The organism is Pseudoalteromonas sp. MEBiC 03607 (genome assembly GCF_004792295.1).
GTDB classification, from domain to species: domain Bacteria; phylum Pseudomonadota; class Gammaproteobacteria; order Enterobacterales; family Alteromonadaceae; genus Pseudoalteromonas; species Pseudoalteromonas lipolytica_C.
Genome location: NZ_SRRY01000001.1, coordinates 3,433,126 through 3,449,439, shown reverse-complemented (window position 1 = coordinate 3,449,439; position 16,314 = coordinate 3,433,126). Strand labels below are relative to the sequence as shown.

The 16,314-nt window shown below is 39.7% G+C and carries 15 protein-coding genes; 8 read left to right on the top strand and 7 right to left on the bottom strand.

What is annotated here, in order from left to right; genetic code table 11:
- Positions 1-2 precede the first annotated feature (2 nt).
- The 4 genes from E5N72_RS15670 to E5N72_RS15655 all read left to right on the top strand — a co-directional run bounded on the left by E5N72_RS15670 (position 3) and on the right by E5N72_RS15655 (position 4,209).
- Positions 3-974 (top strand): GGDEF domain-containing protein, encoded by a 972-nt coding sequence (locus E5N72_RS15670; protein ID WP_135925963.1) that lies wholly within the window; start codon positions 3-5, stop codon positions 972-974.
- Positions 975-1,040: 66 nt separating this feature from the next.
- Complete coding sequence (locus E5N72_RS15665; RefSeq protein ID WP_135925962.1) at positions 1,041-1,400, top strand: glutathione S-transferase N-terminal domain-containing protein; 360 nt, start codon at positions 1,041-1,043, stop codon at positions 1,398-1,400.
- 81 nt (positions 1,401-1,481) lie between these two features.
- Positions 1,482-2,966 (top strand): glutamate--tRNA ligase, encoded by a 1,485-nt coding sequence (gene gltX, locus E5N72_RS15660; protein ID WP_135925961.1) that lies wholly within the window; start codon positions 1,482-1,484, stop codon positions 2,964-2,966.
- Between the two features lie 400 nt (positions 2,967-3,366).
- Positions 3,367-4,209, top strand: coding sequence for a MipA/OmpV family protein (locus tag E5N72_RS15655; RefSeq protein ID WP_135925960.1), 843 nt, complete (start codon positions 3,367-3,369; stop codon positions 4,207-4,209).
- Here the strand turns inward: E5N72_RS15655 and E5N72_RS15650 are convergent.
- The 3 genes from E5N72_RS15650 to E5N72_RS15640 are packed head-to-tail and all read right to left on the bottom strand — an operon-like array spanning position 4,193 to position 6,470.
- Positions 4,193-5,383, bottom strand: a complete 1,191-nt coding sequence (locus tag E5N72_RS15650; protein ID WP_135925959.1) for an ATP-binding protein — start codon at positions 5,381-5,383, stop codon at positions 4,193-4,195. The two genes, E5N72_RS15655 and E5N72_RS15650, sit on opposite strands and share 17 nt — an antisense overlap.
- On the bottom strand, positions 5,383-6,069 hold the full coding sequence (locus E5N72_RS15645) for a response regulator transcription factor (RefSeq protein ID WP_135925958.1): 687 nt from the start codon (positions 6,067-6,069) through the stop codon (positions 5,383-5,385). Before E5N72_RS15645 ends, E5N72_RS15650 begins: the two co-directional genes overlap by 1 nt.
- On the bottom strand, positions 6,069-6,470 hold the full coding sequence (locus tag E5N72_RS15640; RefSeq protein ID WP_135925957.1) for a DUF3019 domain-containing protein: 402 nt from the start codon (positions 6,468-6,470) through the stop codon (positions 6,069-6,071). The genes E5N72_RS15645 and E5N72_RS15640 overlap by 1 nt, the downstream gene beginning before the upstream one ends.
- 512 nt (positions 6,471-6,982) lie before the next feature.
- Here E5N72_RS15640 and E5N72_RS15635 point away from each other — a divergent pair.
- The 3 genes from E5N72_RS15635 (at position 6,983) to E5N72_RS15625 (ending at position 10,031) form a co-directional block, all read left to right on the top strand.
- On the top strand, positions 6,983-7,684 hold the full coding sequence (locus tag E5N72_RS15635) for a DUF3581 domain-containing protein (protein ID WP_135925956.1): 702 nt from the start codon (positions 6,983-6,985) through the stop codon (positions 7,682-7,684).
- A 94-nt stretch (positions 7,685-7,778) separates the two neighbouring features.
- Positions 7,779-9,014 (top strand): DEAD/DEAH box helicase, encoded by a 1,236-nt coding sequence (locus E5N72_RS15630; protein WP_135925955.1) that lies wholly within the window; start codon positions 7,779-7,781, stop codon positions 9,012-9,014.
- A gap of 48 nt (positions 9,015-9,062) precedes the next feature.
- Positions 9,063-10,031 (top strand): sensor domain-containing diguanylate cyclase, encoded by a 969-nt coding sequence (locus tag E5N72_RS15625; protein ID WP_135925954.1) that lies wholly within the window; start codon positions 9,063-9,065, stop codon positions 10,029-10,031.
- On the opposite strand, the gene E5N72_RS15620 is transcribed toward E5N72_RS15625, so the two are convergent.
- Positions 10,028-10,984 (bottom strand): hypothetical protein, encoded by a 957-nt coding sequence (locus E5N72_RS15620; protein ID WP_135925953.1) that lies wholly within the window; start codon positions 10,982-10,984, stop codon positions 10,028-10,030. The genes E5N72_RS15625 and E5N72_RS15620 overlap by 4 nt on opposite strands.
- Before the next feature lie 247 nt (positions 10,985-11,231).
- Here E5N72_RS15620 and E5N72_RS15615 point away from each other — a divergent pair, with 247 nt between their 5' ends.
- Positions 11,232-14,117: a M16 family metallopeptidase gene (locus E5N72_RS15615; RefSeq protein WP_135925952.1), complete on the top strand. Its 2,886-nt coding sequence runs from the start codon at positions 11,232-11,234 to the stop codon at positions 14,115-14,117.
- Positions 14,118-14,120: 3 nt separating this feature from the next.
- Here E5N72_RS15615 and E5N72_RS15610 read toward each other — a convergent pair whose 3' ends face one another.
- From E5N72_RS15610 to E5N72_RS15600, 3 genes are all read right to left on the bottom strand, one after another.
- Positions 14,121-15,134, bottom strand: coding sequence for a sensor domain-containing diguanylate cyclase (locus E5N72_RS15610; RefSeq protein WP_235383280.1), 1,014 nt, complete (start codon positions 15,132-15,134; stop codon positions 14,121-14,123).
- A 289-nt stretch (positions 15,135-15,423) separates the two neighbouring features.
- Entirely contained in the window at positions 15,424-15,741 is a 318-nt protein-coding gene (locus tag E5N72_RS15605) for a helix-turn-helix transcriptional regulator (RefSeq protein ID WP_135925951.1), read from the bottom strand.
- Positions 15,742-15,744: 3 nt separating this feature from the next.
- Positions 15,745-16,149, bottom strand: coding sequence for a hypothetical protein (locus E5N72_RS15600; protein WP_135925950.1), 405 nt, complete (start codon positions 16,147-16,149; stop codon positions 15,745-15,747).
- Between the last annotated feature and the right edge of the window lie 165 nt (positions 16,150-16,314).

Here is a 16,314-nt window from a genome sequence, read left to right as displayed (position 1 = left end):
AGATGGCGTCTAACGCTTGCGGACATGACTGGGTTGTAGAAATTACGCAACAAGAAGAAGAGGCTGGACTTGACGAGGCGCTTATAAAATCTGTGAGCGAATTGGAAGAGTTTTCGCGCTATGCAATCTATATTAACAAAGTCTTCAAACCCGGTTTCCCAGCCCGTCTACTAAATAAAGACTCGTTGATAGAAGAGCTTACTGAGTCTGAAGTTAATGAACTTATTGATAAGGTTAGCCGTAACAAAATTCGTATAAGTCGAAACTATGGCTTTATTTCGACTTACATACCTGTTTATTACATGGGCAATGTGGTTGGCGTGCTTGTTGTTGAGTCTGAAAAAGAGTTGTCAGAGAGATGTAGTATGTTGGCAATTTATATGCTCAACATTTATGCCAACCAACTAGCGCTGCTTTATAAATCACAATTGGATCCCCTCACTGAGTTACTTAACAGGCAAACTTTTGATAAAAAAGTCATCGATATCGCATCAACTACTGTAAAAGGACAAAGCGAATTAGATCCCCATCATCGCCAATGGTATCTTGCTATTGTTGACATTGACCACTTTAAAAAAGTGAATGACAACTATGGTCATGTTATCGGTGACGAAGTGATTTTGTTAGTCGCTCAACTGTTAAAAAATAACTTTCGTATTGAAGATTACGTGTTTCGTTACGGTGGTGAAGAGTTTGCAGTGCTATTTCAAGCAAGCGACGAGTTAGATGCACGTAATGCACTCAATCGTTTTCGCGGATGTGTTGCCGAATACCCGTTCCCGCAAGTGGGTAACTTAACCGTGAGTAGCGGTTTTATGCCGATTTATGAGTTTGAAATGGTTGCCAGTCTTGTGCAAAAAGCCGATCAAGCCTTGTATCACTCAAAAAACAAAGGCAGAAATTGTGTTACAGCCTATTCTGAGTTAGATATCCCAGATTCTCAATGCAGTGATGACTCAATAGAGCTGTTTTAGCCTGTTGCAGCGTCTCTTGCTGTGTTAAAATTGGCCACTGTTTTTAGAACCCTATGAGAAGGTGAGATGAAGTTTGTTCGTTGGTTGTTAGGCCGCATCATTTTGTTTTTTGATTTTGTATTCACGCCACGTAGTAAAAAGCGTCCAGCTGCTGAGCAAGCGGCGCTTGATTCAGTGACATCACAATTTAAGTTATATCAATTTAAGGCCTGCCCATTTTGTGTGAAAGTTCGTCGTGCAATTAAGCGTCAAGGTCTTTCAGTTGAAACTCGTGATGCCAAAAGTAACGAGCAATTTCGCCAAGAGCTTTTAGAGCAGGGCGGAAAAATCAAAGTGCCTTGTTTACGTATTGAAGAAAACGGCCAAGTAACTTGGCTGTATGAATCAAACGATATCATTGCTTATTTAGATAAAGTCGCTGCATAAAGCGGCTTTACACTTCGATTATAGCCCGTGCTGTGCTAGCATTTGGGCAAATTTTTTAATTGTCTTTTGAGAGATATAACCATGACAATTCGCACCCGTGTTGCTCCGTCACCGACAGGTGACCCGCACCTAGGTACAGCATACATCGCATTATTTAACTACTGTTTTGCTAAGCAGCAAGGCGGTGAGTTTGTGTTACGTATTGAAGATACAGACCAAGTTCGTAGTACGCCAGAATCAGAGCAAGCTATTATGGATAGCTTGAAATGGTTAGGCTTAAACTGGGATCACGGTCCCGATGTTGGCGGTGAGTTTGGTCCATACCGTCAGTCTGAGCGTAGCGATTTATATAAGAAATTCGCGCATCAACTCGTTGAACAAGGTAAAGCGTTTTATTGTTTTGCTACGAGCGAAGAGCTAGATCAAATGCGTGAAGAGCAAATGGCCGAAGGTCTGCGCCCTAAATACGATGGTCGTGGTTTAAACCTTTCTGAAGATGAAATTAAAGCAAACCTTGAAGCGGGTAAGCCTTACGTAATTCGTATGAAGATCCCAAGTGAAGGCACGTTTAAGTTTAACGACTACCTACGTGGCGACATTGAGATCCCATGGGAAAATGTAGACATGCAAGTGCTACTTAAGGCCGACGGTTTCCCAACTTACTTCCTTGCCAACGTTGTTGATGATCACCACATGCAAATTAGCCACATTTTCCGTGGTGAAGAGTGGATCAACTCAGCGCCTAAGCTATTAAAATTATATGAAGACTTTGGTTGGGAAGCGCCAGTGCTTGGTCACTTACCGCTTCTTCGTAACCCAGATAAGTCAAAATTATCGAAGCGTAAAAACCCAACTTCAATCAACTACTATAAAGAAATGGGTTACCTACCAGAGGCACTATTAAACTATTTAGGCCGTATGGGTTGGTCAATGCCAGATGAGCGTGAAAAGTTCACTTTAGATGAGATGATTGAGCACTTCGATATGAAACGTGTGTCGCTTGGCGGCCCTATTTTCGACATCGATAAGCTTAGCTGGTTAAACGGTATGTGGATCCGTGAAAACTTATCTGATGCAGAACTAATGCAACGTTTTGTTGATTGGAAATTTAATACTGAGCTATTCGCCAAAGTATTGCCAGAAGCAAAAACGCGTATTAATACGCTTTCTGACATGGTTGACCTTGCCGGTCACTTCGTGGGTGGTATTCCAAGCTATGATCCTGCGCTATTAACAGCGGGTAAAGCTGATGAAGATGTAATCCGTCAAGCATTACAGTTCTTCATCTGGCAATTAGAAGGTTTACGCAGTTGGGAAAAACCAGCGATTTTTGCTATCGCAAAAGAAGTTGCAACTTTCCATGAGTTGAAGATTAAAGACTTCCTTGAGCCAATTTTCGTGGCTATTACAGGTAAGACATCTTCAACATCAGTACTTGATGCAATGGAAATTTTAGGTTCAGACCTTTCACGTGCTCGTTTACGTGTAGCATTAGCACATATTGGTGTGTCTAAAAAGCAAGCGAAAAACATCGAACGTGCCTATCGCGATTATCCGCAAGCTTAATCGTAATATAACTTTCAAAAACCGAGCTTTATGCTCGGTTTTTTTATGTTTGATTGACAGGTTAGATGGTTTTTAAGCAAGCTGAGTTAAATGTAATACCTTTTACAAAACAGGTTTGGAAGTTAGCTCTCATATTTGGCTACTGAAATAACCAAAATCAATAACTAAAAACTGAAAACCAATGTAGCAAAATGTACATACTATTTTATATTTCATTCAATATGTTAGATTTAATTGATAGGGGATCATAAGCTATTTTTAACAGTGTAGACTGGAAAATAATTATACAAAAATGTAGGCAAACGATATGATCGCACCTGTAAGCGTTAAGAGTAGGCTATTTTTAGAGTTATAGTTGCCATAACTGTTTTTAATTATGGTATCGAGGTGAATCAAGTTAATGAATAAATTGTTTGGCTTAGTATGTTGTTTAACTGCATCAACTGCGTTTGCGCAGGTTGATGATAAACAGCCGCAATTAATTAAAAAGTCGACAATTCATGCCAGCATTACTCTGGGCTATGGGGGAATCGAAAACCCTGTTCTTGATGCTGATGATATTACTTCACCAATTTTACCTAGCTTTGCTTACTATGGTGATAATTGGTATTTCGACGATTTTTCTATAGGTTACAGCTTACTCGAAACAGAGAGTTTTTACGTTGATTTACTTGGCCGATTTAACGATGATGGCTTTTTCTTTGAATTAGATGGCATAGATAAGCTCTATGCTGTGGGTGTGATAAGATCAAACAGTGGCCGACCTACCATTCCTACCGCTTCACCTATAAATTTAACGCCAATTAAACGTGATCTATCATACATGGCGGGCTTATCATCTGCATTGAATGTATATGATAATATCTGGCTTAGCGCAGCATATGTGCATGATGTAACCGCTGTGCATAATGGCTACGAAATTTTGTTTAATGGTTATCAAGCATTTGAGCTGCTTTCAGGAGTCGCAGGTGTTGAAATGGGCCTTACTTATAAAAATGAAGAGCTTATTGATTACTACTACACAGTTGCACCTACAGAAAGTAAAACCCGTGTATTTGATTATGACTTACAAAGTGCCATCAATTATTACGTAAAAATTAGCTACGAATACCCAATTAACGATAGTCTAAGTTTAGATTTCAAATTAAAGCACACTTGGCTTGATAGTAACTTAGCTAATTCAACGATGATCCATAAAAATGGCTATTTTTCAGGTTTTACTGGGATTACTTACCACTTTTAGGCCAGCGAATAGTGATCCTCGCCCCGCCAGTTTCTGAGCTATTAGCTAAGCTAATTTTACCGCCATGCCAGCTAGCGATACGATGGACTATATAAAGTCCTAATCCATAACCACTGGCCAGCTTATCACCTTCACCTTGTTTAAAAGGTTCTATTAAGGCATCGGCATTTATTGGTAAGCCGGGGCCATCATCTGTAATGCTTATAGAGTAATGGGCTGCTTGTTCTTCACTACTTATTTGAATAGTGTTTTTTGCGTATTTTGTGGCGTTGATCAGTAAATTTTGCACTGCAATAGCCATAAAGCTCGCTTCACAATATGCAGTATCTATTTTTAACTTTGCAATAAATTGGAGCTCTTTATACAAATCGAACTTAGCAATTTCACAATTGATTAGCTTAGTTAAATCAACTTTATCTTGATTAAATACACTTTGTTGATGCTCTAAGCGAGCAAACGATAAATACTGCTCCAAACGCAGTTCAATCTCATCGATATCGCGTTCTATTTGGCTACTTTGCTCTGGTTCTACGTCAGCAATGGATAAAGCAAACCGCATACGTGTAAGGGGAGTGCGAATTTCATGCGAAATAATACGTGATAAATCATTATGAAGCTGAACGAATTTGTTAATGCGTTCAGACATGTGAGTAAAGGTACTAGCAAGCGGTGCAATCGACGAGTTAGGCTTAATATCAAGCTCGATCCGCTGCGGTTTTTTACTGAATTGGTACGCTGCGCGCTGTAACGAGCTTAAATCACGAAACACGGGACGAATAAACACTAGGATCATAGCGCCGAGTAATAGGTAAAAAGCAAAGAACGCAAACCAGTCTGTTTTGGTTTGTGAAATCAAAGTGATCGGGCCTACTTTTTGAATAGTTCCATTACTGCCTTTGAGATACACAAACTGTTGATTATTTTCGACCACACTAATAATGCCATCGTTTTCGAAAGTAGTTTGTAAAGAACTTGGTAACACTAACTCATTTTGGTTTAAGGTGCTGATCCGTGAGTCTTTATGTTCGGCGATTTGTGTAAGCTCATGGACGCTGAGTTGTATACTCGGCTCATGCTCAGAAAAAAATTCATTATACAGCTGCCCAAACGCAAGAACTAAAGCGATTAGACTCACTGTGATGATTAAATATAATTTAAAAAACTGCTGCTTCATTAATGCGAGATATCCAAGCTGTAACCTTTACCTCTTACTGATTTTATATCAAGCGACTCTTTGTGCTCGCTAATCGTTTCTTTTAGTTTCTTTCTTAAGCGGCTGATTTTAAGGTCAATAGCACGGTCTAACCCGTCGTACTCACGACCAATGACATGTTTAAATAAAACTTCACGGGAAACAGGTTGTGGACTGTTTTTAGCCAAATAAGCAATGATCTCGAATTCACTATCGTTTAGGTTGAGTGCTTTACCTTTAAAAAAGATATCTCTTTTCTTTGAGTCAATCCGAAGTAGGTCATACTCATTTGAAAAGCTATCTTGGCCGATGGTATGAGCTATGATTGTTTTTATTTTTGCCAGCAATAGCTCAGGTTTAATAGGCTTGACAAGATAGTCGTAGGCTCCGAGATCTAAGCCTTTAATTTGTGATTGCACAGAATCCAGTGCCGTTAGAAAAATGACAGGGCAACTGTACTTTTCTTTCAACTGAGAAATTAACTCAAAGCCATTGCCATCCGGTAGCATAACATCACATATGATGAGTGAAGGCATGAAAGTGATGTCGCTGTTGCGATAGGCCTCAGCAGTATTAAACACATCTATGGTGTAGCCATGTTTTAGTAAAAACTTTTGAATTAAACTTGCTAGTTTCACATCATCTTCAATTAAAAAAATATGCTGCATTATAAACTCCAGCCAAAACGCCGTTTTATGCGGTAATCTTTAGCTTCGTAATTTGCTATTGAAAGTAGTTGTTTTTTTACAATCTGATTGCTCAATGGGTTTACTAATTTAATAGTCAGTGGGTGCTTTGTTTTAATATTAAGCTGTTCAACAATTAGGCCATTTTGTGTGTAGCACTGGGTGTACTGAGGGCGTTGAGTTACTTCTAAACATAACTCATCAAAAGGGGCGATGCGAAAATGAACTTGTATTTTGAATTCACATGCTTTTTGTTTTGCTTCAGTGACACAAACGGTGGGAGATACTTTAAAAAAAGGCTGATTAGAAAACTCTTCACTCAAACACAGCGACGAAAAAAAGAAACACAAAAGCAGCAATGCCAAATATAATCGTTTGATCATTTACGCACATCTCTGATTTTTAATAGTCTTTTTTTCAAAGTAACATTAACCGTCGAACGTTGATGTAACCAACTAGCACTCATTTGAGTACTTATCTTTGCCGCTTATTATAATTATTATTTATACAACCTAAATGGTGATTACACGATAAAAAACACAATTATCATACCTTATTTATTCTTTGAGCTACAAATAGCGGGATCAACTGCTTTAGATGTATTCAGCTTGTCAGATTGAGTCATTTATTTTGATTCATTAGTGTGTTGTTTTATCAAGAGAAGTGAATGTTTATCTAGTTTAAGTTAATAGTTTTTCACTACAGGCTTGTGAGGGGAAGTCTTATTATTCGCAAGGATTTGTTAATCACTTGCTACAAATTGATACAATGTTGCAGTGCTAATATTTGCTTTATTATTTTCAGTAACTTTGCTTAATTTTAACAGATTCGACCTCTCTTTATTTTTTTTCTGGTAGTATAGGTAGGTTATAAGTAGTTTAAGCAGTGAACAAATATGTTAAGTCCTTATTATCAGCAACATGCTGATTATGTTTCAATCTCGCGTGAGCAAGGCTGTCGTTTCGCCAAGTTAGTGGCTGATGATTTCAATCCATTACACGATAAAGACGCTAAAAAGTTTTGTGTACCGGGCGATTTACTTTTTTCGCTGGTTTTAAACCGTTATGGCATAAGTGAAAAAATGGAATTCACATTTGCTGGTATGGTTGATGAAAATTCAAAGCTCACTTTCCCTGAAGGTGCTGATGAGTTTGCCATTACTGATGGCGAAAAAGTCATGCTAAAAGTGAAACGAGAAGGGGCTGTTAGCCAGTGCCCTGAGTTAACAAATAGCTTAATTAAAAATTATGTTGAGTTTTCTGGCACCACTTTCCCGCATGTGATCATTCCACTAATGGGTAAGCAAGACGTGATGATTAACCCCGCGCGCCCAATGGTGATTTACGAGTCAATGCTAATCAACCTTGACCGCCTAGATATCAGCTCACCTGAACTGCAGTTTGCTGAGCCTGATTTTGAATTTACAGGTAAGCGCGGCAAAATTACGCTTCGCTTCAACTTGTTAGAAAATGGCGAGAAAGTAGGTTCAGGTGAAAAGCACATGCTTGTTTCTGGCATTCGTGACTATTGCCAAGCAACCGTTGATGATTTAATTAGTTTTTACAATCAGCGCAAAGAATCATTAAAACCAGTGTGATTTTTTCGGTTGATAGAAAAGGCGCTAATTGCGCCTTTTTTGTTTATTGTGTTAAGCGTACAATAGCGCTTTTATAGTAAACGTACCTCATATCATGTCAGCAGCGACCTTTTCAGAGTTAAATCTTGCACCAGCGCTTTTAGAAGCATTGCAAGCCGAAAATTATCACATCCCAACGGCTATTCAAGCGCAAACTATTCCTCTTATTTTGGCTGGTGCTGATGTAATGGGCAGCGCACAAACGGGTACTGGTAAAACAGCAGCATTTGTTTTGCCTTTATTAGATAAGCTATTGTCCTTAGAAGCGCTACCAAGTGCCGTCAAAGTGCTTATTCTTACGCCAACCCGCGAACTTGCCCAACAAGTTTTTGCAAGCGTAGAGCGCTACGCTGCGCACACTGATATCAAAGCCGCGCTTGCTTATGGCGGGGCTAGTATTGGTCCGCAAATTAAAGCCATTAAAGGGGCGCAGGTTGTAGTTGCAACACCAGGGCGCTTACTTGATCACCTGATCAAAGGCAGTATTAAACTCTCAAGTATTAGCACCTTGGTATTTGATGAAGCTGATCGCATGCTTGATATGGGTTTTATTGATGAGATTAAACGCATTTTGCGTCATGTGCCAAAAGAGCGCCAAACCTTACTTTTTTCAGCCACATTTGATGACAGTGTTTTTAAACTCAGTAAGCAGTTATTGAATGATCCTAAATTAGTTGAAGTGAATAAGCGTAACTCAGCCGCGGTTGAAATTGAGCAGCTAGTTTATGCCGTTGATGAAGATCGTAAGCGAGAGTTAGTTTCTCATATGATTGGCATGAAAAATTGGCAGCAAGTACTGATCTTCACTCGCACTAAACAAACAGCTGATTTGCTCGCTAAAGAAATGTGTAAAGATGGCTTAAAAACAGAGTCTATCCATGGTGATAAAAGCCAAGGAGCGCGTGATAAAGCACTACAAAACTTTAAATCAGGTGCAACAAGGGTGCTGGTAGCAACGGATGTTGCGGCGCGTGGTCTTGATATTGCTTCACTAAAGTATGTGATTAACTATGAGTTGCCTTATGTAGCTGAGGATTACGTACATCGCATTGGTCGCACAGGGCGTGCAGGCGAAAAAGGCGTTGCGATGTCATTAGTTAGCATAGATGAGCAGTGGTTACTGGACGAGATAGATATATTGCTCGACACAAGGCTCACGCCGCAGTGGTTACCAGGTTATGAGCCGGACTTAACAAAAGAGCCAAAACAGGTTCGTAAAAATACGAATAAAGCACGACGTTCCCGCGATAAAAAACGTATTTTAGGGCAAAAAAGTAGGAGACGTTCCTAAATTTGGCGTATATTTATACTATCCTCTGGCTAAAGATGAGAGTTTAGTATGTTAGAAGAGAATAAATGGACGTTTCGCCGCGCTGATAAGCAATTCTCCTTAGCAAAGTGGCAGAAAACAATAGATCTCATGACTGAGCTGTTTTCTGCACCCGCGGGCTTTATAGTCCACAAAACTGATAATGTTTATCGCATTATCGTCTCCAGTGAGCAGCAAGAAAACCCCTATGAGGCGGGGGCCGAGTTAAGTGCTGACGATAATATTTTCTGTAAAAAAGTACTGCGTGATATGGCACCGCTGTATGTTGATCATGCCAGTCAAGATAGTCAATGGGATGACAGCCCGCTGGTAAAAGATGGCTTTGAGTCTTACCTTGGGGTGCCTATTAGCTGGCCAAGTGGTGACCCGTTTGGTACTTTTTGCGTAATGGATTTTAAACAAACCCATTATCAACAGAGCTTTTTAGAATTGATAGAACAGCTTCGCGATATGGTCGAAGATGACCTTGCGCTTTTAGACAACTTCACACAGATGCGTGAAATTGCCATGCTTGATTCACTCACTAATATTTATAACCGCCGTGCAATAGACCTACTTTGCCAACATAAATTGAATATATCGAAGCGTCTTGGTTTTGATATTAGTTGTTTATTTATCGATATAAATAGCTTTAAACCGCTCAATGACACTTACGGTCACGAAGTTGGTGACTTAGCTTTGATTTGTTTAGCCGACACCATGAAAGAGTGCCTACGAGAAACCGATATTATCGGTCGCTTAGGCGGTGATGAGTTTATTGCCTTATTGCAAGTTCAGCCCGGTGATTGCATAGACAGTATCGCTGATAAGCTTAATACCGCTTTTCAGATAAATTTAGAGAAGCGGGGCATTCCTGTCACGAGCTTAAGTATTGGTTCAGGGGTAATAGCTCAGCCAAAAGAAAACTTTGCTGAGCTATTAAAGCGGGCAGATGAAGATATGTATGAGAAAAAGCAAGCCTCGAAGGCGGCACGCTAAGCTATTTGCTTCTCAGCTAGGTTTAATTCCATGATTGCTTTTAGTAAACGGTAAAGATTGATTGATGCATCAATTTCTTCTTTACGGTTAGTTAAGCTCTCAATATTTAAACCTAGCGGTACATCTAAATGTGCGCAGCTTTGTAAAATTAAGTCGAGATTTTCACGGCAGATGCGCACTGATTCGCTTAAAGTATTTGCAGCATCGAGCATACGGTACTTAGTTGCCTCAGGTACAGAAATACCCAACCATTCCATAAACTCTAAAGTTTTTTCACCACCACAAGGGGTAAACGTTAAAATAATGCGTTTTGGTGTTGTGCCTTGTGCTTTACAGCTACGCGCATAACTGGTGATCAAGTCTATTGTCGCTTGGGCATTATATACGGCTTGCGAAATAAAAAATTGACAGCCTTGCTGTGTTTTTTTAAGTAGTCTTTCATGCTCATTTCGCTTGCTCGCATGGCGCTCAGCAATCGTAACACCACCTAAAAATACATCACTATCTTGCTCTGCTAAGGTTTTGTATGCATCAGGTAGGCTTAATTTGATATCACCATCAGATGATGGACTACCGACTAGCACTAAGTTTTTTAACTCAAACTCATTTCGAGTTTCGTTTAGCCATTCGGTAAATTCAGCTTCGCCACGCTGGGCAATACTTTTATAGGTGATAACATCTTGCTGAGATAAGTTACGTAATAACTTAGAATACTCACGCGGGTCGACAGTCTCTTTGAATGGGAAAGGGCGCGGAATCGCTGTACGGCTGCTTTCATCTTGAATGTCATAAATGATTACACCATCGTATTCAATTTCGTGTAAACGACCAAGAAGCTTTTGCGCAATAGTTTCTAATGTGGCTTTATCTGTGCCTGATTTTGGCGGTGTAGTACCAATTAGGTAGACGCCTTGATTGGTGTCTTCAATTTTCTCTTGTAGTGATAAAGCCATAATCCTCATTCCAGCTCGTGCTCATGTCTATGACAAACAATATAGCAGCCATTTAGACGTCTAGATAGATTTTTTTCATGAAAGTTTTTCAATGACTATGAATTTTACTCATATTGAAAGCCGAGCGTTTCGCTAAATTGACACACCTGTTTACATAAATTATTGCACTGGCTCTCATATTTTCTGGCACTTTGATGCATAATCAATCAGCAATGATCATGAAAAAAATAACTAACAAGGGAACATTATGAAATTTAGATTACTAGCAACCAGTGTTGCTGTAACGCTAGCACTAAGTGGCTGCGCGAGTAATTCACAGTCAACTATGGTTAAAGAAGTCGAAATTGAGCAGCTAGCAAGCCAAGACGATAGTCGTGTATTCAGCCAAGACTACCTTTTAGAAGAGCTTGATAATGGCCTTCGCGTGATGGTGGTAAAAACCGATTACCCAGATGTAGTTTCACTGCAAATTCCGGTATCGGTAGGTTCACGTAACGAAGTTGAAGCAGGTAAAACCGGTTTTGCACACTTCTTTGAGCATATGATGTTTAAAGGCTCTGAAAAATTCCCGCAAGATGTGTATTCAGATATTTTAAAGAATTCAGGTGTTGATAATCGCGCGTACACGACCAACGATTACACTAACTATCACTTAAACTTTTCAAAAGAGCACTTAGACAAAGTACTCGAAATCGAAGCCGATATTTTCCAAAACCTCACATACAGTGAAGAACAGTTCCGCACTGAAGCGCTTACTGTTAAAGGTGAGTATCTAAAGAATAATGCCAGCCCAATTCGCAAGTTACTTTCTGCTGTTCGTAACGAAGCATTCGAAAAGCACACGTATAAGCATACCACGATGGGCTTTTTTGAAGACATTGAAGCTATGCCTGATCAAATGGCATATGGTAAAGAGTTTTTCGCTAAATTTTATAAACCAGAGTATGTATCTTTAGTCATTGTTGGTGATGTTGATCCACAAGAAACCATGGCAATGGTGAAAAAGCATTGGGGTAACTGGAAAAAGGGCGATTACCAAGCAGAAATTCCTGTTGAGCCAAAACAACAAGCTGCAAAATATGTACATGAAAAAAATGATGGTTTACCAGGTCACTGGTTGCTTGTGTCTTACAAAGGCACGGCATGGGATCCAACCCAAAAAGACCGTGCAGCCCTTGATTTAATCTCGCAGCTTTATTTCTCTAACAACTCGGCACTTTATCAAGAGCTTGTTGTTGATAAACAAATTGCTAGCCAAATGTTTACCTATAACCCAGATACTAAAGATCCGGGTTTATTACATGTGTTTGTAAAAGTCGAAAACGAAGCGGACCTTGCTAAAGCCCGTGATGCGATTAACCGTACTTATGCACAAGCACGTACTGAGTTAGTTGATGCACAAAAGTTAGCGGATTTAAAATCAAACCTTAAATACAGCTTTATTAATGGTCTTGATTCATCGCAGTCAATTGCGTCAACGCTTGCAAGCTACATGCATTTTGAACGCGACCCTGAGGTTATTAACCAACTGTACGCAACTGCTGATAGCATCACTCCTGAAGATATCAAAGCGGTAGCAAACAAGTATTTTGTTGATTCAAGCCGCACTACTGTGACAATGTCAGCGCTTGATAAAGTGGCTGGTTTTGAGCAAGAGGTTGATTTAAACGCGCTGGTTGCAAGTATTGAACAAGCCCCAACAGAGCGTCACTTTAAAGTACTTGATAAAACAAATAGCTCACCTTTAGTTGATGTTAACTGGTTATTTAATACCGGTGCAGCAGCTGATCCACAAGGTAAAAAAGGTTTAGCTGCACTCACTGCTGCGATGTTAGCGCAAGGTGGCTCAGAAACTATGAGCTATAAAGATATTCAAAAAGCCTTATACCCATTGGCGGGAAGCTTTGGGTATCAAATCGATAAAGAAATGATTTCACTACGTGGCCGTGTGCACAAAGACAATGCAGCGAAGTGGTATGCACTTGTTAGCGATCAGATGTTAAACCCTGGCTTTAGAGAAGATGATTTCAAGCGTCTGAAAAAAGAGCTTATCGATAGCATTAAAGCAGGCCTTAAAGCATCAAATGACGAAGAGTTAGGTAAAGAAGTGCTTTATCATCAGCTTTATAAAGGTCACCCATACGAAAGCTATAACTATGGTGATTTATCAGACCTTGAAGCGTTGACACTTGACGATGTGAAAGCGTTTTATGCTAAGCAGTTTACTCAATCAAAATTAACGGTTGGTTTAATTGGTGCTATTCCAAGTGAAGTTAAATCAGCAATGATGAAAGATTTAACATCGCTTCCACAAGGTAAAGAAAGCCGCTTAATGATCCCAGATGCACCAGCGCTAAAAGGTCATCATGCGACTATTGTTGAAAAATCAGCGCAATCTACCGCTGTATCATTTGGTTTCCCAATCGATACTATTCGTAGCAGCGATGACTGGACAGCGCTTTGGTTAGTTCGCTCTTACTTTGGCGAACACCGCAGCTCAAACAGCTTCTTGTATCAGCGCATTCGTCAAACACGTGGTATGAACTATGGTGACTACGCGTACATTGAGTACTTCCCGCGTGGTATGTTCCAAACAAAACCAGATGCTAATTTAGGTCGTTCAGAGCAAATTTTCCAAGTATGGTTACGTCCGCTTCGTTCTAATAACGATGCGCACTTTGCAACGCGTACGGCGTTATTTGAGCTTGATAAGCTAATTAAAAATGGCATCAGCAAAGAAGATTTTGAAGCGACTCGTAACTTCTTAATTAACTTTGTGCCACAAATGGTTGCAAGCCAAGATCGCCAATTAGGCTATGCGCTTGATAGTGAGTTCTACAACACTGAGAGCTTTGTTGACTATGTGCGTGGCAAGCTTGAAAAGCTAACACTTGATGATGTTAACCGTGTTATTCGCGATAACCTGCAAACTGAGAATATTCACTATGTGTTTATTACTGGTGATGGCAAAGACATGCAAAAACGCCTAGCCTCAGAGCAAACATCACCTATGGTGTATAACGCTGAAAAACCAGCAGAGCTTGTTGCTGAAGACAAACTGATTGCTGACTATAAACTTGCGATACCTGCAAAAAATATCAGCGTACTTGATGTTGAAAAGGTATTCCAATAACCGCTATTCAATGCCCCTAGTTAGGGGCATTTTGCTCACAATGTCAGTTTGTGTTTGTGCAACAACTAGCTTGTTTCGACCTGTTTCTTTTGCTTGATAAAGGGCTTTGTCAGCCATGTCAATTAACGTGGTCGCATTGTCTAAAAAACCAGGCACTAAAGTTGCTAAACCAATACTTACGGTTAGTTGTTGATTATGCAACTCTTCAATATGTAGCTCGGTTAATTGCGTCATAAACCGAGAGAGTAGTTGATAGGCCTGCTCGCTATGTGTGTTACCCAAAACTAATACAAATTCTTCTCCCCCGTATCTTGCACATAAATCACTGGGTCTGCGGGCAAATTGTGTAAGCAAGTTTGCTAGACTTTTTAAGCAAATATCGCCGACTAAATGGCCAAAGTTATCATTAAGCAACTTGAAATGGTCAAGATCAATCATGGCTATAGAAATGGGCTGTTTTAAACGTAAACAGCGACTCCATTCTTGTTCAAAGAAATTGTCGAAATGGCGACGATTCGCAAGTTGAGTAAGGCCGTCAATGTGCGCGAGCATTTTTAATTGCTGTTCTGCTCGCATTCTTTCAGTAATGTTTAAGTGACTAATAACGACATAGCGCTGTGATTGATATTCTAGTGGTACTGCACGCATCAAAAACCAGCGGCTTTCAGTATCACTGTGGCAAGGGTATTCTAAATAGTATTCTTGCTGTTGACTGTTGATGACTTTTTGTAGGCCTGCGAGTGCTTTTATACCAAATTCATCACCTTGTTTTGCAGCTGATTCACAAATTGCTAAATAGTTTTGTTGGCGCCACTGCACGTCACAACTGCAATTATTATCTTGGCCAAAAGTCTGCCAACTGCGATTAACAAAGATGATATCACCTAGTTCATTGATAACTACGATATGCTCAGAGATGCTATCGAGTATTAATTTTAAGAATTCTTTTGACTCAACCACATTATTACCCAGCCAATACCACTTATGTAAGATTAGCAACAAATGATAAGTTTTCACTGTTATGGTCGTAAAAAATAATCCTAAATAGCTAGCTTTTCTGTGCTGCTGCTTTTTAAGAATATATGGATACGTCTGATAATAGCGAGGAAGGTGGCAAAACGTATTTTAGAAAATTACGTCGTTTTGGGATGCAGCTTCGTGTCAGAATCAAGCCCGAGGCTCAACTCTGACAGAGAACTTATTAAAATAAAGAGGCAATTTTCACGGCAATGCCGCACAATATTGCTACTTTCATGAAGGCTATAAGTGTTGCATAGCCACGTTGTTCCTTGGTCATTGGCTGCTCCTAAAAAATAACTAATACCGTCGCCATACCAAGAGCAAAACTAATAAACGAAGAAGCCGCTACGATTGCAGCGAGATTTTGCTTACTCACTGCGTGTGTTGCGCTTTGTTCAGATACATCGTCATCGAGTTTAATTAGCTCACCTTGGCGTACTTCAAATACTGCGCATAGGCTCATGGTGGTTTCTTTTGATGCCGCACCTTCTTTTTCAACTCGCTGAATGGTACGTAGGCTTACATCACAGGCATCGGCCAATTGCTGCTGCGTCCAATCGAATTTAAGTCTAAGCGTCTTGATTGTATTGGGATTCAGCTGCATCAGTTACTTCCCAAGAAACGGTTCAATGAAAGTAACGACTGCGTAACCAAATATTGCACCACCAATAAAACAGCCTAAGGTAACCATAGCCACTTGTTTTGGGTTATCAGTAAGCGCGGTTTGTGTGCTTTGTTTTACTAATTTACCAGCTTTGTAAAACGAACATTCAAGCTTGCCTGTGAGTATGTTTTGCATCTCAAAATCGACAGCATAAGCAGTATCTTGGTAGTTAAAGTCGTGATGACTTTTAAAGCCGAAGCTGCGCTTTTCACTAACCAATTCGTCGTTTACATATATTTGTTCTTTACCGCTCATGATGTGACCAAAGCATGCGATTTGGTTATCACCATCTTGAAAGTAAAATTTATAACCTAGTTTATGTGAGTTTAGTACGTCGTTTTTCATCATCGTTTCCTTGTTAAGTTGATGATGTAAATTTAATGATTATTTTTGTTTTTTACGCCGTCAGCGATATGCCAGTGCCTATTTTGGCATATGACAGGTAAGATGTCATATCTGTTTTGTTATTGAAATATAAGAAGTTTAATTTAATTGTTGGCTTCAGCTCTGAGT